The organism is Proteus appendicitidis, assembly GCF_030271835.1.
Taxonomy (GTDB): domain Bacteria; phylum Pseudomonadota; class Gammaproteobacteria; order Enterobacterales; family Enterobacteriaceae; genus Proteus; species Proteus appendicitidis.
In genome coordinates, this window is sequence record NZ_CP127389.1 from 3,550,010 (window position 1) to 3,575,504 (window position 25,495).

22 protein-coding genes are annotated in these 25,495 nt (G+C 40.3%); 8 read left to right on the plus strand and 14 right to left on the minus strand.

The features are described from left to right. Positions 1-33: 33 nt before the first annotated feature. The 6 genes from QQS39_RS16280 to QQS39_RS16305 all read right to left on the minus strand — a co-directional run bounded on the left by QQS39_RS16280 (position 34) and on the right by QQS39_RS16305 (position 7,608). Positions 34-1,353, minus strand: a complete 1,320-nt coding sequence (locus QQS39_RS16280) for a GntP family permease (protein ID WP_072069069.1) — start codon at positions 1,351-1,353, stop codon at positions 34-36. Positions 1,354-1,433: 80 nt separating this feature from the next. Beyond that, positions 1,434-2,567 carry a 2-hydroxyacyl-CoA dehydratase subunit D gene (locus QQS39_RS16285; protein ID WP_151436160.1) on the minus strand — a complete coding sequence of 378 codons (1,134 nt, stop codon included), beginning with the start codon at positions 2,565-2,567 and terminating at the stop codon, positions 1,434-1,436. Next, positions 2,567-3,808, minus strand: a complete 1,242-nt coding sequence (locus QQS39_RS16290) for a 2-hydroxyacyl-CoA dehydratase subunit D (protein WP_069369783.1) — start codon at positions 3,806-3,808, stop codon at positions 2,567-2,569. The genes QQS39_RS16285 and QQS39_RS16290 overlap by 1 nt, the downstream gene beginning before the upstream one ends. Continuing rightward, positions 3,805-4,632: an acyl-CoA dehydratase activase gene (locus QQS39_RS16295; protein WP_285804944.1), complete on the minus strand. Its 828-nt coding sequence runs from the start codon at positions 4,630-4,632 to the stop codon at positions 3,805-3,807. The genes QQS39_RS16290 and QQS39_RS16295 overlap by 4 nt, the downstream gene beginning before the upstream one ends. A gap of 36 nt (positions 4,633-4,668) precedes the next feature. Continuing rightward, complete coding sequence (locus QQS39_RS16300) at positions 4,669-5,904, minus strand: CaiB/BaiF CoA transferase family protein (protein WP_285804945.1); 1,236 nt, start codon at positions 5,902-5,904, stop codon at positions 4,669-4,671. A gap of 66 nt (positions 5,905-5,970) precedes the next feature. Next, positions 5,971-7,608 carry an AMP-binding protein gene (locus QQS39_RS16305; RefSeq protein ID WP_285804946.1) on the minus strand — a complete coding sequence of 546 codons (1,638 nt, stop codon included), beginning with the start codon at positions 7,606-7,608 and terminating at the stop codon, positions 5,971-5,973. Positions 7,609-8,096: 488 nt separating this feature from the next. Here QQS39_RS16305 and QQS39_RS16310 point away from each other — a divergent pair, with 488 nt between their 5' ends. Together QQS39_RS16310 and QQS39_RS16315 are read left to right on the plus strand one after the other, a co-directional pair. Beyond that, positions 8,097-9,251, plus strand: coding sequence for an AAA family ATPase (locus QQS39_RS16310; protein ID WP_196734875.1), 1,155 nt, complete (start codon positions 8,097-8,099; stop codon positions 9,249-9,251). 3 nt (positions 9,252-9,254) lie between these two features. After that, the gene (locus QQS39_RS16315) at positions 9,255-10,004 is read left to right on the plus strand and encodes a hypothetical protein (RefSeq protein ID WP_196734876.1); all 750 of its coding nucleotides are present in this window, start codon (positions 9,255-9,257) and stop codon (positions 10,002-10,004) included. A 42-nt stretch (positions 10,005-10,046) separates the two neighbouring features. On the opposite strand, the gene QQS39_RS16320 is transcribed toward QQS39_RS16315, so the two are convergent. From QQS39_RS16320 to QQS39_RS16340, 5 genes are all read right to left on the minus strand, one after another. Next, positions 10,047-11,372, minus strand: coding sequence for an MFS transporter (locus QQS39_RS16320; RefSeq protein WP_285804947.1), 1,326 nt, complete (start codon positions 11,370-11,372; stop codon positions 10,047-10,049). 86 nt (positions 11,373-11,458) lie between these two features. Continuing rightward, on the minus strand, positions 11,459-11,746 hold the full coding sequence (gene fixX, locus QQS39_RS16325) for a ferredoxin-like protein FixX (RefSeq protein ID WP_023582978.1): 288 nt from the start codon (positions 11,744-11,746) through the stop codon (positions 11,459-11,461). Continuing rightward, positions 11,743-13,035 (minus strand): FAD-dependent oxidoreductase FixC, encoded by a 1,293-nt coding sequence (fixC, locus tag QQS39_RS16330; protein WP_285804948.1) that lies wholly within the window; start codon positions 13,033-13,035, stop codon positions 11,743-11,745. The genes fixX and fixC overlap by 4 nt, the downstream gene beginning before the upstream one ends. Positions 13,036-13,092: 57 nt before the next feature. After that, positions 13,093-14,031: an FAD-binding protein gene (locus QQS39_RS16335; protein ID WP_285804949.1), complete on the minus strand. Its 939-nt coding sequence runs from the start codon at positions 14,029-14,031 to the stop codon at positions 13,093-13,095. 11 nt (positions 14,032-14,042) lie between these two features. Next, positions 14,043-14,816 carry an electron transfer flavoprotein FixA gene (locus tag QQS39_RS16340; RefSeq protein ID WP_285804950.1) on the minus strand — a complete coding sequence of 258 codons (774 nt, stop codon included), beginning with the start codon at positions 14,814-14,816 and terminating at the stop codon, positions 14,043-14,045. 600 nt (positions 14,817-15,416) lie between these two features. Here QQS39_RS16340 and caiT point away from each other — a divergent pair. The 6 genes from caiT to caiE all read left to right on the plus strand — a co-directional run bounded on the left by caiT (position 15,417) and on the right by caiE (position 22,542). Beyond that, positions 15,417-16,931: an L-carnitine/gamma-butyrobetaine antiporter gene (gene caiT, locus QQS39_RS16345; protein ID WP_285804951.1), complete on the plus strand. Its 1,515-nt coding sequence runs from the start codon at positions 15,417-15,419 to the stop codon at positions 16,929-16,931. A 41-nt stretch (positions 16,932-16,972) separates the two neighbouring features. Next, positions 16,973-18,115 carry a crotonobetainyl-CoA dehydrogenase gene (caiA, locus tag QQS39_RS16350; RefSeq protein ID WP_285804952.1) on the plus strand — a complete coding sequence of 381 codons (1,143 nt, stop codon included), beginning with the start codon at positions 16,973-16,975 and terminating at the stop codon, positions 18,113-18,115. Between the two features lie 69 nt (positions 18,116-18,184). After that, positions 18,185-19,405 carry an L-carnitine CoA-transferase gene (gene caiB / locus QQS39_RS16355; protein WP_023582984.1) on the plus strand — a complete coding sequence of 407 codons (1,221 nt, stop codon included), beginning with the start codon at positions 18,185-18,187 and terminating at the stop codon, positions 19,403-19,405. A 75-nt stretch (positions 19,406-19,480) separates the two neighbouring features. Further along, positions 19,481-21,037, plus strand: a complete 1,557-nt coding sequence (gene caiC, locus QQS39_RS16360) for a crotonobetaine/carnitine-CoA ligase (RefSeq protein WP_285805906.1) — start codon at positions 19,481-19,483, stop codon at positions 21,035-21,037. A gap of 76 nt (positions 21,038-21,113) precedes the next feature. Then, positions 21,114-21,899 (plus strand): crotonobetainyl-CoA hydratase, encoded by a 786-nt coding sequence (gene caiD, locus QQS39_RS16365; protein ID WP_151436170.1) that lies wholly within the window; start codon positions 21,114-21,116, stop codon positions 21,897-21,899. A gap of 52 nt (positions 21,900-21,951) precedes the next feature. Continuing rightward, on the plus strand, positions 21,952-22,542 hold the full coding sequence (caiE, locus tag QQS39_RS16370) for a carnitine operon protein CaiE (RefSeq protein WP_151436171.1): 591 nt from the start codon (positions 21,952-21,954) through the stop codon (positions 22,540-22,542). 71 nt (positions 22,543-22,613) lie between these two features. On the opposite strand, the gene caiF is transcribed toward caiE, so the two are convergent. From caiF to QQS39_RS16385, 3 genes are all read right to left on the minus strand, one after another. After that, complete coding sequence (caiF, locus tag QQS39_RS16375) at positions 22,614-23,006, minus strand: carnitine metabolism transcriptional regulator CaiF (protein ID WP_023582988.1); 393 nt, start codon at positions 23,004-23,006, stop codon at positions 22,614-22,616. A 583-nt stretch (positions 23,007-23,589) separates the two neighbouring features. Then, positions 23,590-24,252 carry a fructose-6-phosphate aldolase gene (gene fsa, locus QQS39_RS16380; protein WP_151436172.1) on the minus strand — a complete coding sequence of 221 codons (663 nt, stop codon included), beginning with the start codon at positions 24,250-24,252 and terminating at the stop codon, positions 23,590-23,592. A gap of 289 nt (positions 24,253-24,541) precedes the next feature. Next, entirely contained in the window at positions 24,542-25,168 is a 627-nt protein-coding gene (locus QQS39_RS16385; protein ID WP_285804953.1) for a lytic polysaccharide monooxygenase, read from the minus strand. Positions 25,169-25,495 lie beyond the last annotated feature (327 nt).

Consider the following 25,495-nt stretch of genomic DNA (forward strand, 5'->3'; position numbering starts at 1 on the left):
CTTATCGCACGCCTTAATGGGTTAACGTTATTTCTACATCGTCGCTATTGATGCAGGTAAAAAGGTGTACAGCAGCAACATAAACATCATGGCTAACAGTGGGATAGCGAGGGTTAATGTCCCCACTGGCCCATAGCCCTCTTTATGGCTGACCCCACAGACGCTAAAGACAGTAATAATTAATCCGTTAAATGGCGGCGTTGTACTCATAGATGCCATTGTGGCAACGCGGTGTAATGAACCTTGATCAACCACGGTTGCAGGGAACATTGCAGCAATCATTGGCATGGCGATACTTAACGCACCAGAGCCTGAACCACTGATAAACACTAAGGCACCCACTGAAATTGCAGTTACAACAAGTGGATTAAGACCAGATTGCGCAATCGCTTGAAATGATTCTTTGAACGCAGGTAACGTCATAACTAACGCACCAAACCCAACAATAACCGCCGTGTTAAATAGGGAGGTCACCCCTTCCATAGTCCCTGCGGCTAAATTAGGGACGAGTTTTTTCCAATCGAGATAGCGTAAGTACACAATTAAGGCAGCAATAATGGCGCAGAACAGTGCAATAGCAGGGTCCCATTTCAGGATATTTAGCACGACAAGCAGGATAAGCATCGGCAGTAATGCAACGAGCACATTCGGTAATTGACGATCTTTTTTACCTTCTTCAGCTTTCGCTGTTTTTTCGTCTTCAACCCAGCCTTCACCTTTGGCTTTTACACGCTTAAATAACCAAGTGAGATAAATAATCACTAAGGTGACTTGGAATAATGCAGTCAACATACCCGGTACTAAACCGGCTGTTGCTGACGTACCTAAGAATTTCATTGGGATAAGGTTTTGGATCTGAGGCGATCCCGGCATGATCATCACAAACGTACCCGCACCTGCAAAATAGACAGCCGGAATAAGTCTGCGAGGAAGATTCGCTTTACGGAATAAACTCACCATCATTGAATAGACGGTAAACAGTGCAACAAACACTGACACACCGCCATAGGCTAAAATGGCACAAGCCGCAACTAATGAAGGAATAACGGCTCTTTCACCAAATTTGCCAATAATAAAAGAGGCAACACTATCAGCAGCGCCACTGATAGCGGTTAATTTGCCAAAAATCGCACCAAGTACGAAAATGAAGAAGAAGCTTCCAAAATAGCCACCTAATCCTCCGGTATACACTTGTAATAGTGCATCGACAGGATTAAGCATATCTGGTGATACAAGCCATGCAGTCACAGCAAGAAACAGGCTGGTGGTAAAGACAGAAATGAAAATATGTATGCCTTTCATACACATGATCATTAATATCGCTAGCCCGATGATTAAACAAATAATACCCATGATTGCCCCACTTATATGTGTTAGGGTTCAATTGACCTGCGTAAATCACGCAGGTCTTTTGTGACTATTAATTAACGTTGTTAAGCAGAAAGCACATCTGCGAAAGTTTGCAGTGCTGTTCTTGCCTGTTCATATGTTTTGGTTTGCTGATCGATTTCGATAATGATGGAAGGAATGCCCTCTCTATCGAGGAATTTCTTCACAATAGGTGCATCAAATTCTTCAGGATCACAGAACTTCGTCAGTAAATAGACGACACCATCAGCGCCTGTGTTTTTCACCATATCGGCAATTAAACGACCACGTTTTTTCTCTGGATCATACAAAAGTGAACACCCTTCAAGCTGGGCGACTTGCTCAGCCATCGCTTCATAAGGTGCTTTGTTTTCAGGAATATCTTGGCGAAATTGACGAGACTCATGCGCGACTTCATCTGCCACAATCGCCATGTTGTTGTCAGCCAAAATTTGTAGAATAGAAGGGCTATCCGCAATAATGCCTGTTACAACAATCTTGTGCCCTTTCCAAGGTTCTGGAGACAAGGTTTTGCATTGTGCAACAATGGCTTCAACGGCTTTTGTATGTTCAACGACATCCATAAAATAACCACTTTTGATCACCGTATTACGGCGTTGTGGTGTGACTAAATTTGGATGAAGTGCCGCGATATCTGAAAACTCGCGTAATGCGCGACGACGCTGATTAAATAGATGGATGGCATTTGTCAGTGCTTCGTCTGTCACCGCTTGACCTGAAATTTCCCCTAATTGCAGTGCAATTTTCTTGTATTGTTCAGTTAAGAATGCAATGCCTGCTGGCGTTTTACGGTTCTGTGGATGTACCAATTGAATAAAGGGAACTTGTGGTACACCCGCTTTCCAGTTTTGCCCTAAGCATTTTAAGGTATCGCAAAGAGAAGGAATTAAGGCAGCAGATAATTTATTTAATGCCCCATCTAATCCCATCTCAAGAGAAGAAAGTACTAATGCACAATAGAAAGGAGGGAAATATTTCTTCGCTTCTGAGATCTCACGACCTTCTGCGCCCCAAATACCAAAAGGCACCATACCCGCTGCATAAACAATTTCATTTGGGGTATATTCAGGAAAACAGCCAACCACCTTTTTACCACTACGAATAAAACCCTCTAATTGGGCAACAGGGTTATCCACCACTGCTTGCAACTCATCAAACAACTCAGCTAATGTTTTCATTAGATGTCTCCCTTTTTCATTTCAGCTTTATTAGCCGCCATAATTTCGGTCAATGCTTCAACACGGGTGACATACTGTGCTTCAGAGAAAACACGAGGATCAGCTTGGTCACCATCAAAAGTGACTGTTGGGATTTTGAGTTCATGACGAATGCGACGCTCAATTTCGGGCATAATGCCACTCCAGAGCTTGCAACTACGGTTAACGTGAATAATCGCTCCATCCACTTTATTCTGGCGACTCACGTTAATACGCATATCAGCAGCACGCTCAACAGAGACACAGTTAGGAACGTAAGAGTAAGCACGCATCATTTCGTCACTGTTTTGATAAATCACACCAAATGCGGTGGCGTAAACAGTGGCAGTCACGTTGATACCTTGCTCTTTTAACGGAGTAGATGTGGCGCGCAAGTAAGGCCAGCAGGCGATACCTTCAAAGAGAACACGGTATTTTTCTTCACCGCGGTAAGTCGATTTTTTCTCTTTGATATTTTGTTCCATCTCTTCACACAGTTGCTCAAAAGCCAGCGCAGCTTCCAGTTTGCCACGAGCGCAAACCGCCACTGCCATGTGGTTAAACAGATCAAAACCGTTCATTGGTGATGGTTCATATTGGCAATATTCTGCTGCCTTTAACCATGCACGTCCTGTACGTTGCGAAATTTCACAGACTTCTTTAAATTTCTCTTCGGAAAAGACTTTGCCAGTCACTTTTTCAAGTTGTTTAATCGCATCATCAAATTGAGCTTGAACGTATTTCACCGTTACATCGTCGGTGTCATAGTCATTTTTATAAGGAATATCGATAAGGATCATCGGGATATTCAGCTCATAAGCGATATTTTCATACCATTTGATCATGCAATTACAGATGTTGTTACAGCACAGCAAGAAGTCTGGCTGTGGCATATCCATCTCTTCACACTGTTTAATATCCATGTAAGAGAGACTGATGCGAGCATAAGCACAGATATCATTGGAATATCCCATGCTTTCTGCATGTTCACACATTTTTAAACCTGCCCCTTTTGCGGCAATCGCAGCGGCTTGGTTTTCAGGATAAACCACACATAAACCTAATGTTTCAGCGATTTCTTGAGGGAAGTTAGAGGCGCACCACCCTATTTTTTCACCGCTATTTTTGGCATCCCACGCACGCTGATAAGCATCAGCGGCAATTTTTTGCAGTCGTTTTTTCGCCGGAATATAATCCGGTGCATTCATATCTACATTGCTCATTTTGATGTTCCTATTGTTAACGCATCGTCTTCCAGTTGATGGCGGTACGCTTCAAAGGCATAAATGGCGGCACCTATCGCCCCGTTGTATTGTGATAATGGTGAGGTGGCGATAGGAGCGTTCAGCTCTTCGCTAACATAACGAACAACTTCAAAATTACTGGCAACACCGCCTGTCATGACAACAGGGGCTTCAACACCGACTCGTTTTGCAAGACCAGCAATACGGCTAGCCACAGAGCGGTGAATACCATTAATGACGTCGGGTATTGTTTCGTTATTCGCGAGATGAGAAATAACTTCCGATTCAGAGAACACGGTACAAGTAGAGCTAATGGTGACTTTTTTCGTGGACTTAGCGCCCTCTTGAGCGAGATCGGAAATCTTGGTTTCTAATACTCGCGACATCACATCTAAAAAGCGCCCTGTACCCGCAGCGCACTTGTCATTCATCACAAAGTTCAATAAACGGCCGGCACCATCCATATGAAGTGCTTTAACGTCTTGACCGCCGATATCGATCACTGTTTTCACGCCCGGAAAAAGAAAGTGCGCGCCTTTCGCATGGCAGCTAAGTTCACTCACTTCTTTGTTGGCTTCTTTCAGAGAGTTACGCCCATATCCTGTTGCGCAGATCCAGCTGATCTGACTGAGATCGCCGCCAAATTGGCACAACACTTCATTGATCGCTTTTTCAGGTCCAGATGTCCCAGCACCTACTGATGCCAACGACTTCGCGACAATAGCGTCACCATTTTTCATGATGATGCATTTTGATGCAGACGATCCGATATCAACGCCCATTGTGAAAATGTCTTGTTGCATGCCTTTGCTCTCCTGAAAATTAAAAAAGTAAGTGGATTATTCTTTCCACGTCATCACGTCTTTATTGGCTTCAAGGTTGGCGATTTCTTCTGCGCTATACCCTAATTCCGCTAATACAGACGGTGTGTCTTCGCCTAACAAAGGACCACGGCGATATTCAGGTAAACCACTTTCTAAGAAATCAATGGGTGGGCGAACTAAGGCTTTTTCACTGCCATTTTTGTATTTCATGTTGTAGAAGGTGTTGATTGCCCAAGCTTGTTTATCTGCCAACACTTCTTCCCACGTTTGGGCAATGCTGAATGGAATATCGTTTTGGGTGAAAATATCTGCCCACTCAGATGCTGTTTTTTGCTCAACTTGCTGCCAAATCAGGTCATACAACTCTGGGGAGCGATTATTTTTCGCCACTTCTTGTAGACGTGTATAACGAGCATCTTCAGCTAAATCTGGACGACCAATACAAGAAATAAAGGTTGGATAATAAGCGTCATAAACAGGCATGCAGACTTGAATAAAACGATCATTTTTCGTTTTATAAGCCAGAATAAAAGGGCTGGTGGTTGTACGGCGATCGATTGGATAAGCTTGACCATAATCTGGGTATTGAGCCGCTTGGATCATGATAGCTTGGGTGTAAATAGAGGTATGTAACAAGTTAGTTGAAACATACTCACCTTGACCAATATTTTTAGCGCGGATATAAGCAGCTAACACACCTGAAACTAAACCTAATGCACATTGGTGATCGCCAAGACCGGGGATCACATTCATTGGCACTGTGCCTTTTTGGTACAGAGAACCTAAAATACCGCCACGGGCAAAGAAGGCAGTGTAGTCAAATCCTGGTAAGTCTTTATCTGGACCTTCATCGCCATAACCCGTCACACTGGCGTAAACTAGTTTCGGAAAGCGTTGTTTTAACGTTTCATAATCTAAACCCGCGCGTTCTCTCGCACCCGGACGCCAGTTAGTTAAGAAAATGTCTGCTTTTTCTAACAGTTCAAACAGGATTTTTTTCCCTGCTTCTGTTTTCGTATTTAACACAATCCCACGTTTATTGGCGTTTTCTAAATCAAAACTAGTGTTTTCATGTTGATCTAACGGGCGACCTTCTGTTGGTGCGGTATAGCGTAAGTTATCGCCGCTTGGAGATTCGATTTTGATTACGTTCGCTCCCATATCAGCTAAAATACGGCCCGCTGCCGGTACTGCGATAAAGGTCGCCAGCTCAACTACGGTGACGCCTTCCAGTGCTTTATGACTTGTCATTTCTTCTCCTAATTATTTTTAGACTTCATACTGCTGTTGTCAGAATGTGGATAAATCCGTTGTCACTTAACCCGCTACTTTGTTTTTTTCATCCTTGATTGAAACGCTATAACCCAGTTGCAATTTCAGCGCTTGCACATCGATTTTTCCGCAAGGGGTATGCGGAAATTCTGTAAAGAAATGGAGTTCTTTGGGGATTTTGTAGCGAGCCAGTCGCTCTTGTAGAAATTCACGTAATTCACTTTCACCAATGCTGTGCCCTTTTTGCACACAAATGGCGGCAATCACTTCTTCACCTAAATCCGTTGACGGAATACCAAATGCTTTTGTCGCATCAACACCAGCATATTCAGCAATGGCTTCTTCTATTTCACACAGGCTGATATTTTCACCACCGCGCACCACAATCTCTTTTATGCGATGGGCGTAGTGATAATTGCCTTGTTCATCGACATAACCTATATCACCCGTGTGTAACCAACCTTCTGCATCTAATACCTCTTTGGTTTTTTCGGGTGCATTGTCATAGCCCATCATCACATGAAAACCACGCGTACAAATTTCACCTAAAATGCCGACTGGCACAGGTTTACCTGTTTTCAGATTGATAATTTTCATTTCAACAAAAGGTAAAGGCTTACCAATCGAACTACGTTTTATCGCTAAGGGATCGTGAGGTAATGTTTGAGTACAGCAAGGCGAGGCTTCTGTTTGACCATAAGAGACGGTGATCCCTTTCATACCAAGGGTATTTTCGATGTCATCAATTAAGGCTGGAGGGAAGCTGGCTCCTGCAATAATGCCTTTATCAAGGCTGGATAAATCATAGTGAGAAAATTGCTCATGCTTCATTAAGCGACTAAAAATTGTCGGTACACCGTGCATAATGGTGCAACGATGATTTTGCACGGCTTTTAACACATCTTCCGCACAATAGTTATCAAGAAGAACAAGCTGGCACCCTGTTGTTAACGCAAAAAAGAGGCAAGAAGAGAGTCCAAAGCAGTGGAACAGAGGAACCGCAAGACAAATCACATCGTTATGCGTCACACCTAAGCGCTGTGCTGACAGCATTGCATTATTAATGACATTATATTGGCTTAACATAACCCCTTTAGGCATTGCTGTGCTGCCAGAGGTCATTTGAATAGTCAGCAAATCTTTTACGCTAACGTGTTCAACAGCATGCTGATAAACAGCATCGGATACCTGTATTGCTTTTTCTTTTAATTGAAATAAAGAGACACTTTTTTCTGCATGTTCATTTCCCATGCTAATAAATAATTGAGGTAATACATCTTTATTTTCTGATGCCTTTTTAGAAAGACAATTAATCACCTCAATAAAATGATTACTTTTAAAACCATCAGAAAAACAGAGCGCTTTAATTCCGGTTAATCGACATAAATCTAATAACTCTCTTTTTTTAAAATGAAAGTTAATACAAACAACAGGAACACCAATTTGAGCGGCGGCAAGAAAACAAATTATCCATTCCACACTATTAGCAGACCAAATACCTAAACGATCTCCCTTTTTTAAGCCAATAGATAAAAAACCACGAGCAACTTGATCCACTTCTTGTTGTAGTTGTTGCCAAGTTAATGTTTTTTTACTTTGGTTTTCAATTAGGGCTATTTGTGAAGAATATTGCTTCACTGCATTGTTTAGACATTCTTTAACTGTCGTTTCTAATAAGGTCATAAATACCTACTCAACCGCTTCTTTGCTGGTGTTTACGTCTGTAATGACCTTATTCTGGGTAGGGGGAATTATTCATTCTTGGTAAATAACGAACTGTTTTTCGTCATTTGAATAGTCTGAGAGAGATTTGTGATTGGCGTCTAGATTCGGCGGGTTAATGACTTATGTTAATTGGAAATGAATTTATACAAATGCGGTCAATTTGAAATAAGCATGTAAGTTAATTGTTTGTTTTAAAAGGATTGAAGTTTCATTTTTTTATTATATTGGGTCTTACTCTTTATCAAAAGAAAAGGCGTAATCAGGTAATATGATTGTGCTTTTATGTGAAGAATTTGTATACTGGTTCTGATTTTAAAAATGAATTTTCATCATCTTTCTTAGAATAATTATTATTAAATAAATCAAATTCAAAAGTCAGAGACCATCGACAAAAGATATGATTAATCTTTCAATATAAATAATTAAAATACACTTAAGGATAAAAAATGATTACACGAATTTATATTGATAACTTCAAATCATTACTCGATTTTGAACTTCATTTATCGCCTTTTACCTGTCTGATTGGCTTAAATGGGGCAGGTAAAAGTACCGTTTTACAAGCAATGGATTTTTCAAGCGCCTTAATGCTCGGAAAAGTAAAAAAGTGGCTAGACGAGCGACGTTGGACACCTAAAGAGCTGAATTCAGGTTTAGTTGCGCGAAAAAATATTCAAATACATATTGATTTGGTTATAAACCATATAAATTATCGCTGGCAAGCCTCTTTTAACCGACAAATGTTATGTTGTACGAATGAACAACTTTTTAAAGTAGAGGATAATGGCAATTTAGAAACTTTATTTCTTTTAAAAGATGGGCGTTATTCAGTAAATAACCGTCAAGATACAGTATCATTTGAATATGAAGGCTCTATTCTTTCTCAATTAAAAGATGAAATTCTTGGCAAAGAAATAAAAATAATAAAAGAGCGCTTATGTGCCTTACGCTCTCTTGATTTATTATCTCCTCAATCGTTGCGTCAAAAAGTACGAAAAACAGAACGGCAAGATATTGGTATGGGAGGAGAACAACTTTCTGCATTTTTACATCAACTAAAAGCTGATCAAAAAGAATTACTTATCAAACAATTGCAAGAATACTATCCTCAAATTACTGAGATAAAAACGAGTGTACAACGCTCTGGCTGGATACAATTAAAGATTAATGAAAAATTTATTGTTGATGGGAAAGAAATTAGTTTAACCACAGAAGCGCGTCATATTAATGATGGTATGTTAAGGTTACTCGCTATTTTAGCGCAACAATTTAGTGATTTAGAAACATTACTTTTTGACGAAATTGAAAATGGAATTAATCCCGAAATCACTGAAAAAATTGTTGATGCACTTGTCGCCTCACCTAAACAAATTATCGTCACAACACACAGCCCAATGGTTTTAAATTACCTAGAAGATGATGTCGCAAAAAAAGCCGTTGTACTGATTTATAGAAGAAAAAATGGTGAAGTGGGTGCAGTCAAATTCTTTGATTTAACCTCAGCTAATAAAAAACTAGACACTCTCGCACCAGGTGACGCTATGTTAGATCTCTATTTAACGGATATGGCGAAAGAGGCTGACTCTTTATTAGGGAAATAATACATGCTTACTAACCTATTAGTTACTGGTGAAGGCCCCACAGATATGGGTGTTTCTAATAATCAGCAAAATATCTGTACAGGAAACGATTTTAATATCGGCGCAATGGCCATTATTTCAGTCAAAGTTTTACAACACTATTTACCTGATTGGAATAGTGATAATTTAAACTTTGACGATCCTAAACGTTGGATAACCTATATTGGTGGTAATAAGCTAGCAGAACTCGCTAAAAATAAACAAATTTTTAAGCCAAGTAAAAAATTAGCTAAAGGTTTTATTGAGCATGCACATAGAGCCGCAGTAATGGCAGAATATGCTTATAATCATGCCCATCAGTTGGGAATTTACTTTCATGATGCTGATAAAGGCTCCATCTCTCATTTTATTAACGCTATAACGTTAGGCGCTAATAGTTTCGATGATGAAGCAGATTATCCCCCGATAGTTGCCATGATCCCAAAACCCACTTCAGAAGCTTGGTTTATCTGTGCTAAAAAAGAATCACCTTATACTCATTGTGCTCAGTTAGAATATGATTTATCAGGTAACGACAGCGCATCTCCTCAAAATTCACCTAAGCGAGTTTTAGCCTCTCTCCTTGGTGTTGATGATTGCACAACACCTATTCAATTAGATTTAGCGAGAGAATGTAATATTGAGCAAATTGATATGCCGAGTTTTAACAAATTTAAGGCAGACTTACACCAAGCGATAACTAAAATATGTGGCACAACTCGAGTACCTTTATAACGATATTTAAATAGAGATTGAATACCTCAATCTCTATTCTATTTATTTCGAACTCCGGCGCATCGGCATAGTTGAAGTCTGATTAAGCGTTAATCCTTTGGTTTCTGGTGCAAATAACACAGAGACTATCATCCCAAATAAAGAAATCGCGGCACCCACCAGCATCGTTGTATTAATACCATACGTCGCGATAAATGCAGGGAGCGCACAGGTTGAAATTACTGTACCAATACGACTTATCGACATAATCACACCCACCGCGGATGCACGGATATCGGTTGGAAACAATTCGTTAGGATAGAGCCATTGTAAAATTCCGGGGCCACCAGAGAAAAAGGCGTAAGTCGCAAACGCTAAGATAACAAATAAGATAGGTAGATCAGGAAAGACGCCTAGTACCAATAACGCCAATGTCATCATACCAAAGCTACCAATCAATAATGGGCGTCGCCCTGTTTGATTTAACCAAAACATCGCGGGAATACACCCAAACATAAAGAACAGGCTGATGACCACATTACCCAATGCGGCACTTCTTCCTGCATCCCATCCCAATAAACCAACAATTTGTGGTCCAAAGGTATAGATGGCAAACATCGGGATAACTTGGCAAGTCCAAATCACCGCAACAAACAGAACAAAAGAAAAGTGACGTTTATTAAATAACTCGATAAAACGCGTTGTTTTGGTATCTTCCGCTTCAAATACCACGGGTTCGCCAAAGAGTTTTATCATCATCTCATTACACTCTTTAATACGCCCTTGGCGTATTAACCAAAGCGGAGATTCGGGTAAATCAAAACGACCAATTAAAATAATAACGCAAGGAATAAAGGCGCTGCCTAGCATCCAACGCCAGCCATCTTCAATATCATATAAAAGATAACCGACTAAGTTGGCGCACGTCGCCCCGATATACCACATAGCAGCAATAAAACCGACAGCAAAAGCGCGTTGTTTTTTATTGGAAAACTCAGTGATCATTGAGGTCGCAATAGGATAATCGGCTCCAATCACAATACCAATCAGGAACCGCATCACCAACAGACCTACTGGGGTTGAAACAAACATTGTCGCGATAGAAATAATGGCAATAGCCACAATATCCACAAGGAACATTTTGCGACGACCCACTTTGTCACAAATATAACCAAAGAGTGATGTGCCAATAAAAAGCCCTGCTAATGTTGCTGCACCAAGCAGACCAATCCATCGTGTATCAAGCTGTAATAACGGTGTGAGTTGCTCTAACGCTACACCAATAATCACTAATACATAGCCATCAAGAAAAGGGCCGCCACTGCCCCATAACATCACTCGACGATGTACAGAGGTAAAACGAATATCATCAAAGTTTCTGGGTTGCATGACTGCGTCCTGGTATTTTTTCTAAATAAAACAAAAAAAGAAAAGCTCCCAGGCCGGAGCAGCACTGGGAGAAAAGTAGCGATACATCATCCGTAACGATATTCCACGCCAAACGTTCCGCGTGGGTATTCCCATTTTTCAAGCGCACTATCTAAACCAAGGATTCGACAAGTTCCACACTCTAAGCACCCTGCATAATCAAAGCTGATGGTGCCATCTTCTTGTTTTTTATAAAGACCGGCTGGACATGCTTTAACTAAGGTTTCCAATACCTGCATATCAGGCTGCTCTTTAACAACGATATGTGGATTTTCCTCATCGACATTAAATTTATTGATGCCTAATTTGACATCGACATTCACGGGAGAACTCATATTGCTTTTACTCCTTTGATCCCATCTTTAATTAAGTTCATCCAGCCGACCTTTTTGGTATGATGCATTAGGGTTTTACGCATTGGTACTGGCGCTTCACCCGTGACAGTAAACAGATCATGAGCAATACCTACCACCATTTCAGGATAAGCGGTGAACATACGAGGGTTATCAAGTAAATCAGGCATACGCTGATAGGCTTTCATATCGCGTAATGGACCATCTTCTAAATGTTTGAGATATTCACTAAGTGTTTGTTTACTAAAATCGTTTTTTTCCATCGCTGAGAGCACGGTTTTTGCCGCCGCTTCGCCTGATGCCATCGCTAAATCCATGCCTCGGATAGTAAAGCCAAGGTTCATACACATCCCTGCTGCATCACCCGCAATCAATACACCATCACGCACTAACTCGTTTTGCATTCTTAACCCAGCTTCAGGAACAACGTGCGCACCGTATTCCAGCATTTTTCCACCTTCAATCAGTGGCGCAACAACAGGATGCTGTTTAAAATCTTCCAGCATTTGTGGCACTGATTTTTTGGCATCTTTAATATGGTGAAGCCCACACACCAAACCTAAAGAAAGCGTGGTTTTATTGGTATATAAAAAACCACCACCCATTAGTCCATCAGTAGGCGAGCCTGCAAATAACCAAGCCGCACCTTCGTTATCTTTTAGGTTGAAGCGATCTTTAATCACACTTTCAGGCAGTTCGATGATCTCTTTGACGCCTACCGCGACATTTTCGGCCGCAACACGTTTTGTCATTCCTAGCTGTTCTGCAAGAATAGAATTCACACCATCCGCGAGGATCACGGCTTTGGCTTCTAACACATCACCATCGGCTTCAACACCAACAATTTTGCCATCACGCTCAACTAACTTATCAACACGAATGCCTGTGATACATTGCGCACCCGCATTTTCGGCTTGTTCCATTAGCCATTGGTCAAACTCGCCCCGTAATACAGACCAAGAGGCTGTTTTAGGGGTGTTCCCTTCCGTGTTTTGGTAATCAATCGTCATTGCGCCTGTTTCAGTCATAAATGACAATTTTTCATGAGTAATCACGCGTTCAACAGGCGCTTCTTGCGCAAACTCAGGAATGATGCGCTCAAGGGTATGTGCATACATACGACCACCGGTTACATTTTTCCCGCCAGCGTAGTTACCTCTTTCTATTAGCAATACTTGTGCGCCTTCTCTTGCCAAAACAAGTGCAGCCACAGATCCGGCTAATCCTGCGCCAACAATAATGGCATCGAAAATATCTTCGGAATCGGACATAACATCTCCAGAATTTGCGATAAACAGCAGAGAAGTTTCCTTCTCTGCTTAAATAAATCAGTTAGATAATTGACGAGTTAATGCAGGTAAGATCTTCATTAAATCACCGACAATGCCGTAGTCAGCAAATTGGAAGATAGGCGCATTTTTGTCTTTATTGATAGCAACAATAGTTTGCGCGCCATTCGCACCAACCATATGTTGAATTTGTCCTGAAATACCGGCAGCTAAATAAAGCTCCGGTTTCAGCATCAAGTTAGAAATTCCGACATAACGCTCATGTTCCATCCACTTCTCATTTTCAGCAACAGGACGAGAACAAGCGATTTCAGCACCAATGGCTTGTGCTAAGGCTTCTGCAATAGCGATATTTTCTTTACTGCCAATACCACGACCTACGCTGACAACAAAGCGTGCTTTATCTAAATCAACAGCATTGATTGCGCGTGGTTGAACTGAATTGCGAACGATGGTTTGAGCAGGGGCAATCCATGCGACTTTTTGTGCATTACCCGTAGCGCCAGTTTCTGGCGCAACATCAAAAGCACCCACACTTGCAGTTACAACACAATAAGGCGTTTTCAGGGTTTCATCACCAAAGGCTAAACCACCGTAAACCATGTGTTTTGTTACTAATGCATCACCTTCTGCATTTAAAGATTGTGCATCATTAGAAACAACCGCCTCTAAACGATGACCTAAACGTGCTGCGATTAATTTTCCGCGACGTGTATTAGGCAGTAGCACTAAACCTGCATCACCGTTTTGTTTGATGGTTTCAACCATGCTTTGTGCATAATCTTCAATAATGCGATCGTCAGGTTTACCTTCTAATTGGAAAACGGCTGTTGCACCTAATTTAAAAGCAGCAACGCTTTGCTCATCATTCAATGTAAATACATTGATAGATTGTCCTAACGAAGAAGCGCCACCCATTAATTCTGGTAAACGGGAAAGTGCATCACTAAATACCCAAACAGTTGAAAACTGGCTCATAACTCCCCCTATTACTTAAGAATTTTACGTAAATGTTCTGCCAACTCAGCAATCTGATCATCGCCATCACCTTCAATAATGATGCGTTGACGAACTTTTTGTTTCGGTGCGGCCACTTTTTGCTCTGAACGCGCAGTAATCGCATCCAAACCAAGATCGGTAACACTCCATTGCTGAACAGGTTTCTTGGCAGCGCCAAGAATGGCTTTCATCGAAGGAATTTGAGGTATGTTAATGTCGGTAGATACCGCAATTACTGCGGGTAAAGGCAACGTCAGTGTTTCAATTTCATTTTCTAATTCACGCTCAACGGTAATTGAATCATTAGAAAGAGAAACAATTTTGTTAATACCATTTATTGCTGGAATATTTAAAATTTCACCCACCAGCAAACTCACTTGTTGTGAACTCAGATCCGCAGAGCCGTCACCACAAAGAATTAAGTCATAACCTTTTTTCGTCGCTGCGGCAGCCAGTGCAACCGCTGTTTGGTAAGGTAAAGAGGCTTCAAATTGGTCATCAACCACAACCACTAATTCATCAGCACCACGAGAAAGAACGTCTTTACGCGCTTTCGCATTTGTTAATGCTTTACCGCCGACACTCATTGCCGTGATTTGAATACCATCAATTTGAGTCTTAAGCTGATTAGCGGCTTCAATCGCATTTAAATCATATTGACTGATTTTGGTGTTAGCACGGGAAAAATCTAGCGAACCGTCTGCGCTATTTACCGTAATATCCTGCTCATCGGGAACACTCTTGTAACATGTAATAATATTCATTACATCTCCTGAAATTAATAAATAATGTCATTTGCTCTGGCAATGTAATATAGAATTAACACAATTAAGCGTTTAAAAAATTAAACCTAGGTCACCAATATTGAACATAGATAAATAAAGAATGGATAGGTTTCAATATTGCTAAACATATCACCAATATTGAAATTAGTTTTAATTGAAGTGAACAACTTTCAATATTGCTACAGCGATCAACAATATTGAATATAATAAATATAACGGTATTTAACGTTCAATATTGCCACCGAGATCAACAATATTGAAAGACGGAATATAACAACCCCATTACATACAAGGCTATACCAATAATTATCAATCAGTTACAATGAAAACAAAACGTTATAAAACGTAACATAAAATCGACAAAAAGAATAGTGTGAAGTGAATAACAGAATGGATTTCTTATAATATTCATTATTCATCATCATTAATTGATTTGTGAATTAGCCAATCACTTTATTTTTCTATTATGATGAAACGCCAATAGACGGAATACTCATAAATAAACTTAAATGATTTATTAGATATTAGGAATTAACACTACTTAAACTTCTGCGTTAAATATATTTGGAAAATTTACCTATGAGCAAAGATAATAAAAAGGCAGGAATAGAACCGAAGGTTTTTTTTCCGCCATTAATCATTGTTGGTATTTTATGCTGGCTAACGGTACGTGATCTTGACGCTTCAAATGAAGTGATTAATGCCGTATTCAGCTATGTTACCAATGTCTGGGGTTGGACCTTCGAATGGTATATGGTCATTATGTTCGGGGGTTGGTTTTGGTTAGTCTTCGGTCGTTATGCCAATAAACGCCTAGGGGAAGATAAACCTGAATTTAGTACCGCAAGCTGGATCTTTATGATGTTTGCGTCTTGTACATCCGCAGCCGTCCTCTTCTGGGGTTCGATTGAAATATACTACTACATTTCAAGCCCGCCTTTTGGAATGGAAGCTTACTCAACGCAAGCAAAAGAAATTGGTTTAGCCTATAGCTTGTTCCACTGGGGTCCTTTACCTTGGGCAACTTATAGTTTCCTTTCTGTTGCCTTCGCTTACTTCTTCTTTGTTCGCAAAATGGAAGTTATCCGCCCAAGTAGCACCTTAACCCCATTAATCGGTGAAAAACACGTTAATGGGATCGTCGGAACCATTATTGATAACTTCTATCTTGTTGCTTTAATTCTGGCAATGGGGACGAGTCTCGGGTTAGCAACACCGTTAGTCACTGAATGTATTCAATACTTATTTGGTATTCCTCATACCCTGCAATTAGACGCCATCATTATCTCTTGCTGGATCATATTAAACGCAATTTGCGTGGCATTCGGTCTGCAAAAAGGGGTGAAAATCGCCAGTGATATTCGTACTTACCTAAGTTTCTTAATGTTGGGTTGGGTATTTATCGTCGGTGGTGCGAGCTTTATCGTCAATTATTTCACCGATTCTGTGGGTACATTGATGATGTATATGCCTCGTATGCTGTTCTATACAGACCCTATCGGTAAAGGCGGATTCCCTCAAGGCTGGACTGTTTTCTATTGGGCTTGGTGGGTTATCTACGCTATCCAAATGAGTATTTTCTTAGCGCGTATTTCTAAAGGTCGTACTGTTCGTGAATTGTGTTTAGGGATGGTTTCCGGTTTAACCGCAGGGACTTGGTTAATTTGGACAATCCTTGGTGGTAACACCTTACAACTGATTGACCAAAATATTCTCAACATTCCACAACTGATTGAACAATACGGTGTTCCACGCGCAATCATCGAAACATGGGCGGCATTACCGTTGAGCACAGCAACAATGTGGGGCTTCTTTATCCTCTGCTTTATTGCCACTGTCACCCTAATTAACGCCTGTTCTTACACTCTGGCAATGTCCACTTGCCGTTCGATGAAAGAAGGTTCTGAGCCACCTTTATTGGTACGCATCGGCTGGTCTGTGCTGGTTGGTGTTATCGGCATCATTCTATTAGCCCTTGGTGGTTTAAAACCGATTCAAACCGCCATTATCGCTGGAGGATGCCCACTATTTTTCGTCAATATCATGGTCACCTTGTCCTTTATTAAAGATGCCAAAGTACATTGGAAAGACTGATCCGCTATACGCAAAGAATGACATATTAAGAGGTTATTAACATGGATTTTAGATTGAATGATGAGCAGGAACTGTTTGTTGACGGTGTCCGCGAATTAATGGCCAGTGAAAACTGGGAAGCTTATTTCGCCGAGTGTGATCGCGAAAGTAAATACCCAGAACGTTTTGTCAAAGCCTTAGCGGATATGGAAATAGACAATCTGCTTATCCCTGAAGAGCACGGTGGATTAAATGCAGGTTTTGTCACTGTTGCCGCTATTTGGATGGAGTTAGGTCGTTTAGGTGCGCCAACTTACGTGCTTTATCAATTACCGGGTGGTTTTAACACCGTATTACGAGAAGGCACACAAGAGCAAATCGATAAAATTATGGCGTTCCGCGGTACGGGTAAACAGATGTGGAACTCTGCAATTACAGAGCCGGGCGCGGGTTCCGATGTAGGTAGCTTACAAACGACTTATACCCGTAAAGATGGCAAAGTTTACCTTAATGGTAGCAAATGCTTTATCACCAGTAGTGCATACACCCCTTATGTTGTTGTGATGAGCCGTGATGCAGCATCACCTGACAAACCCGTCTTTACAGAATGGTTTGTGGATATGAGCAAGCCGGGCATCAAAGTCAACAAGTTAGCAAAACTGGGTTTACGCATGGATAGCTGCTGTGAAATCACGTTTGATAACGTAGAGCTTGAAGAAAAAGACATGTTTGGTCGTGAAGGCAACGGCTTTAACCGTGTTAAAGAAGAGTTCGACCATGAGCGTTTCTTAGTGGCACTCACTAACTACGGCACAGCGATGTGTGCCTTTGAAGATGCCGCGCGTTATGCCAATCAACGTGTTCAATTTGGCGAAGCAATTGGTCGTTTCCAATTAATTCAAGAAAAATTCGCTCATATGGCGATCAAACTCAATTCAATGCGCAACATGTTATATGAAACTGCATGGAAGAGTGACAACAACTTAATCACTTCCGGTGATGCAGCAATGTGTAAATACTTCTGTGCAAATGCGGCGTTTGAAGTGGTTGATAGTGCAATGCAAGTGCTTGGTGGTGTCGGTATTGCTGGCGAGCACCGTATTTCTCGTTTCTGGCGTGACCTTCGTGTTGACCGTGTATCTGGGGGTTCTGACGAAATGCAGATCCTGACATTAGGACGTTCAGTACTTAAACAGTATCGCTAATTAATCACGAATAACTCTCTCATCTACAGGTGAGAGAGTTTTCACTCAGACCACTTACGAGGTGACGCTATGACAGAACATTTACCAATGCCACAATTTGGCCCCCTTTCAGGGGTTCGTGTTGTGTTTTCAGGAATTGAAATTGCAGGGCCATTCGCAGGACAAATGTTCGCAGAATGGGGAGCTGAAGTAATTTGGATTGAAAACGTTGCATGGGCTGACACCATTCGCGTTCAACCTCACTACCCTCAACTTTCTCGTCGTAATTTACATGCTCTTTCACTCAATATTTTTAAAGATGAAGGTCGTGATGCATTCCTAAAATTAATGGAAACCACCGATATCTTTATTGAAGCCAGTAAAGGTCCTGCCTTTGCGCGTCGTGGTATTACCGATGAAGTGTTATGGGAACATAACCCTAAATTGGTTATCGCTCATTTATCTGGCTTTGGCCAATATGGCGATCCGCAATACACCAACTTACCGGCTTATAACACGATTGCCCAAGCCTTTAGTGGCTACTTGATCCAAAACGGTGACAAAGATCAGCCAATGCCGGCGTTTCCTTATACCGCAGATTACTTCTCAGGAATGACAGCAACCACTTCTGCGTTAGCGGCACTGTATAAAGTTCAACAAACAGGCAAAGGCGAAAGTATTGATATTGCGATGTATGAAGTCATGTTGCGTATGGGGCAATACTTCATGATGGATTATTTCAATGGTGGCGAAATCTGCCCTCGTATGACCAAAGGGAAAGATCCGTATTACGCAGGCTGTGGTCTTTACCGTTGCCAAGATGGCTTTATCGTGATGGAAGTTGTCGGCATTACGCAAATTGAAGAAATCTTCAAAGATATTGGTCTTGCGCATCTTTTAGGTACTCCAGAAGTGCCAGAAGGCACTCAACTTATTCACCGTATTAATTGCCCTCATGGTCAATTATTTGAAGACAAACTCGATGAATGGTTAGCAAAACAACCAATCACTGATGTGCTGAAACGCCTGTCAGAACTCAATATAGCCAGTGCCAAAGTGCTGACTATTCCGGAGCTTGAAGACAATCCACAATATGTCGCACGCGAATCAATTACCCAATGGCAAACCATGAATGGCGAAACCTGTAAAGGGCCAAATGTAATGCCGAAATTCAAAAATAATCCGGGAAAAATCTGGCGTGGCATGCCATCTCACGGCATGGACACTGACGCTATCTTGAAAAATATCGGTTATAGCGACGAACAAATCAGGGGGCTGGTCGATAAAGGGCTGGCTAAAATCGTAAAGTAACACCGTAAAATTCAGGCATAGCACGCCTCTAAAATCGTGTCTGAATTCACGGCAAAAGTATGGGATAACAGTTTAATGGATGTGATTGGCAAACAAAACTTACGTCAAATGTGGGATGATTTGGCAGAGGTTTATGGCACAAAAACAGCGCTAATTTTTGAATCCGCACAAGGACAAATGAGACAATTTAGCTACTGTGAATTAAATGAAGAGATAAACAGAACCGCAAATCTTTTCCATGCTGGTGGCATAAAAAAAGGCGACCATGTTGCCTTACATCTTGATAACTGCCCTGAATTTTTCTTTTGCTGGTTTGGGTTGGCAAAAATAGGCGCTGTGATGGTGCCTATTAATGCGCGTTTTATGTACGAAGAAAGCGCATGGATAATCAATCACTGCCAAGCCCATTACGTCGTTACTCGCGATAATTTCTATCCGATTTACCAACCTATGTTGCAGGATGAACAAAACCCTTTAGCACAGCTATTTTTAATTTCTGAAAACACAATCGCTGCTGAAAAAGGCGTTATCGACTTTTTAAAAGAAAAAGCCAAACATCCTGTTACGCTTAATCATCACACACCATTAAGTGTGGATGACACTGCTGAAATTCTTTTCACCTCTGGTACCACATCGCAACCTAAAGGTGTGGTTATCACACACTATAACTTACGCTTTGCGGGTTATTACTCATCATGGCAAAACGCATTACGCGAAGATGATATTTATCTTACTGTTATGCCTGCATTTCATATTGATTGCCAATGTACTGCATCACTGGCTGCATTTTCTGTGGGTGCGACTTTTGTCTTGTTAGAAAAATACAGTGCCAGAGCCTTTTGGAAGCAAATACTCAAGTACCAAGCGACGGTCACTGAATGTATTCCAATGATGATGAGAACCTTAATGGCACAGCCCGTTTCATCAGAAGAAAAGCAACACAAATTACGCGAAGTGATGTTCTATCTCAATCTCGCAGATGAAGAGAAAGACGCCTTTATCGAACGCTTTAATGTGCGATTACTCACCTCTTACGGCATGACAGAAACTATCGTGGGTTTAATTGGTGACAGGCCTGGCGATAAACGCCGCTGGCCGTCAATTGGTAGACCCGGTTTTTGCTATCAAGCTCAAATCAGAGATAAACAAAACAACGAAGTTCCTAATGGCGTTGTGGGTGAGATTTGCGTAAAAGGCGAACCCGGAAAAACCTTATTCAAAGAGTATTACAACCGACCGGATGCAACAGCAAAAGCATTAGAGCCTGAAGGTTGGTTACATACTGGTGATTATGGTTACCGAGACGATGAAGGTTTTTTCTATTTCGTTGATCGCAGTTGCAATATGATCAAACGCGGAGGCGAAAACGTCTCTTGCGTTGAGATTGAAAACATCATTAGTTCACATCCTAAAATTCAAGATGTGGCGGTTATTGGTGTGCCTGATGATATTCGTGATGAAGCCATTAAAGCGTTTGTGGTGCTCGTTGAAGGTGAAACCTTGAGTGAAGAAGAATTCTTCCATTTCTGTGAGCAAAATATGGCGAAATTTAAAGTTCCCTCAGCGGTTGAGTTTAAAGAGGGTTTGCCACGTAATTGCTCAGGAAAAGTGATTAAAAAGCATTTGAAATAAGCCATAGGTCGGTTTAGCCACAAATTAATAACCTCAATCATAAATGCTTATTTTTGATGACGAAAAGGAATACAACATGAGCCAATCATTACACCTAACAACGCGTGGTTCAGTACTTGAAATTGTATTAGATAGACCAAAAGCAAACGCTATTGATGCAAAAACCAGTCATGAAATGGGTGAAGTCTTTCTGCGTTTTCGTGATGATCCCAACTTACGCGTTGCCATTATTACGGGCGCGGGCGAACGCTTTTTCTCCGCGGGTTGGGATTTAAAAGCCGCGGCAGAAGGCGAAGCCCCTGATGCAGACTTTGGTGCGGGTGGTTTTGCAGGTTTAACTGAATTATTTGATCTTGATAAACCTGTCATTGCCGCCGTTAACGGCTATGCTTTTGGTGGTGGCTTTGAATTAGCACTCGCTGCCGACATGATGATTTGTTCAGACAATGCTTCTTTTGCTTTACCTGAAGCACAATTAGGCATTGTCCCTGATAGCGGTGGCGTTCTTCGTTTACCTAAACGTTTACCGCCCGCTATCGTCAACGAAATGCTGATGACAGGTCGTCGTATGAATGCCGATGAGGCACTACGTTGGGGTATTGCTAACCGCGTTGTCAGTTCTGCTGAATTAATGGATAGCGCACGCGAACTTGCCGATCAAATCGCAAATAGCGCTCCACTGGCTGTGGCGGCTTTAAAAGAGATTTATCGTGCCACTAGCGAGCTTTCTATTGAAGAGGGCTACAAATTAATGCGCAGTGGCGTATTAAAACATTACCCAAGTGTTTTACATTCAGAAGATGCTACAGAAGGACCTCTAGCCTTTGCTGAAAAGCGCACACCTGAATGGAAAGGACGGTAATTATCCCGTATTTCGAGAATACAACTCGATAATACAACAAAGAGGAAAACTGATGAGTATCTACGCATTTGAAGGTCTTGTTCCTGTGGTTCATCCAACAGCTTATATTCATCCATCTGCTGTACTAATTGGTGATGTGATTATTGGCGCTGGCGTTTATATCGGCCCTTTAGCCTCACTAAGAGGTGACTATGGTCGCTTAATTGTTGAAGCAGGCGCAAATCTTCAAGACGGCTGTATCATGCACGGTTATACCGATATGGACACCATTGTGAGAGAAAACGGACATATTGGGCATGGTGCGATCCTTCACAGTTGTATTATCGGGCGTGACAGCTTAGTTGGCATGAATAGCGTGATTATGGATGGTGCCGTCATTGGTGAGGAAAGTATTGTTGCCGCCATGAGCTTTGTAAAAGCGGGCTTTCAAGGACAACCGCGACAAATGTTAATAGGAAGCCCTGCAAAACATGTGCGTGATATTACCGATCAAGATATGGAGTGGAAACGGATGAACACCCGTGAATACCAAGATTTAGCGGTACGTTGTCGCAAAAGCTTGGTAGAAACAACACCGTTAACAGCGCCCGAACTTAATCGCCCACGTTTACGTGGCACAACAGACGTTAAGCCAAAAGGTTAGTCACAGATGGCGACAGGCGTCAATAACGCCTGTCGTATTTATTCGATTTGAGTAAAACGCAATTTCTCAGATTAGCGACGTTGCGATTTTGACAACATCCATTGCCATTTTTGCTCATGATTTAATCCATGAGGGATCATCGTTGCTAATTTTTCAGGTGAGCTTTGACTACTTTTGCCTTGAACATGACCTTTTATGCGAGAATAAAGCTGAGGATCAATATGACTCACTTTGATCATGCGTTGGCATTGACAGCCTCTACCTTCAAGCTGGTTAGGCACGCTTTTTGTTTCACACTCAATTTCTTTTACATCAGAAAGAATGTAAGAGACGATATTAATCGCATTGCATTGAGGAATATCGAATTTCTTAGCAATCTCTTTTGCGCTTACCCAGCGTTCTTGCTCTTGAACCCAATCAGCAATGGACAGATAGAGTGGCTTATTCATGTATTCTTCACACATATTTACTCCAGTATCACAAATAAAGTTTTATTTATCGCTAAATAAAGATAATAACTGAATATGTTAATTATCATTGCACCGCGGAGTATCGGTTTTCCCTGTTAATTAGGTAAGTTAACTACCCCATCAATATAATATTAGTTTATTTTTAACAACCAAACTCTTTAATTAACACGCCCGTCACAATTTATTATTTTGTTATTAAATCCAAAGTAATAACAATTAAACCGAGTAAAAAACAAAAAATTAATAAAATATTAAAATATAAAAAACACTTTAAGTAACTAACAATAATTTATTGATATAAAAGCCATTTTTAACAACAAAACAAAAAACAGAATAGATTGTATTAATAATCCATTTATAGACTAACATTATAATAATAGATCTAAATTTAGATTGCCAGAAAGGTGGCTTATTATTAGATGTAAATCAATATTCGTTTATTTTAAGCTATATTAACCTAGTTATTAATACATTAGTAAAAGTGAAGATAAATATCGACATATACCGAAATTGATAAATAAAGTGCCATATTGCGGTATATAGCGATATAGCACTTAATCTTATATTATTAATTTGATTATAAAAAACGACGATCAAATGCAGTTTGCCAATCGTCAGCAAATCTATTTACTGCATCATCCACTACTGGTGAACGGATAATTGAGTAAGCAAGCTCTATCGGTAATGTCACCGACGAAGCCCCGGCTAATAAACAATCAACCACTTGGCGTGGCGTTTTAAAACTCGCAGCTAGGATTTTTGTGGGTAAATTATGCATGGTGATCAGCGTTTGTAACTCTTTTACTACTCTGACTCCATCAGAACCTTGTCTATCCATACGATGAACATAAGGGGCAATATAATCAGCGCCTGCTAATGCTGCCATTAACCCTTGGGAAACACTATAAATTGCCGTGCCTAATACCAGCATATTTTTCTGTTTTAATTGTTTAATGGCGACTAAACCCGCTTCAGTAACGGGTATTTTAATTACCGTATTATCTGCGATATTACCAATACGTAAGGCTTCTTCAATCATCGTATCGACATCATTGGCAATGACCTGTGCAAATATACGACCTTTACCCCCCATGGCGGCTTTTAATTCAGGTAATAGGGTTTCAATATTTTGTGCAGATTTAGCAATAATGGAAGGATTGGTAGTCACACCCGCAATAGGAAGAACTTGAGAGAGTTTTCTAACTTCTTCAATATCCGCTGTATCTAAATAGATTTCCATAATCGCACCTCAATGATGTTGGTTTAAGCTAAATAATTATAGATATAACATAGAAAATAACATTGTGAGCGGTGGATTTCTAGTCGATTTAATGAAAATAGCGCCTATATCAAGGCGCCATTAATTAAATAACGATAATAAATAGTTATATTTTTTATTTAATACAAAATATAATCTCTCATCTAAATTTTAAATTTAGATTAAGAATTTATTTATACTTTAAAATAAACAGTATTAAAAACAATACTACTATTGATATTAAATAATTATTTGCATTAAATTAAATTGATTATTCTTTAAATTCAGCATCAATCACTTGATAAAAAGCATTTTTCGTATCCGCAATATCCCAAACCCCTAAAATAACCTGATAACCTGAACGTTCTGGTATATTACAATTTAATTCTACTGTTGCCGTGGGTATTTTACCATTATCAAATCTCTGGCAAAAAGGCTTTAAATCGAAATCATCTCGGGTAAGCGGTTTATTTACATCCCAATTTTGTTTAGTAATAAAAAACCGCCATGATGCGGTACTGTGTCTCGCAGTTAATGTCCATTTAAAGGTGTTTTCTCCACTTTTCATTGCGACTTTATGCCAGCGATCAGCACTCTGCTCATTTAATGCAGAAAATGCTTCATTTCCACCACTGGCAATTTTACCATTTTCAGGTCCATCTTTAGGAAAGCCTTTAAGTCCTTCAACTGATTGAGGCTCATATTCTACAGGACCACAATTTTTATTAAATTTTATATTATTACTATTAGGAATTGTAGTTCTGCATAACACTGCACGGCTTGGTGGTTTATCAATATAGCCATGTTTTAATGTGACATCCTCTGATGCTGTTGAAATAAAACTAGCTGATGATAATAATAATGTTGCAGTAAATACCATAAGTTTATTTTTCTTCATAATAAATCCTCAATAATTATTAATAAATATTTTTAAATATAATGATTGCATCAATCACATTAGATATTAGTCGAAAATAGATAATTGAATATCCATTTATTAAGGACTGTGAGCAATATCGCGATTTAATTTAATATTAAAATGGAACTAACACTGTTATTTAATATTTATTAAATGACTATCAATAATAAAAATAATAAATTAAATTATTTTCATTACTTTTTTATATTTTATTAAAAGAAATAAAATCATCGATATAAAATAAAAACAACCCAAATAAGACAGAAATACTGTCTCACTGGGTTGTATATTTTGGGATATGTTTTA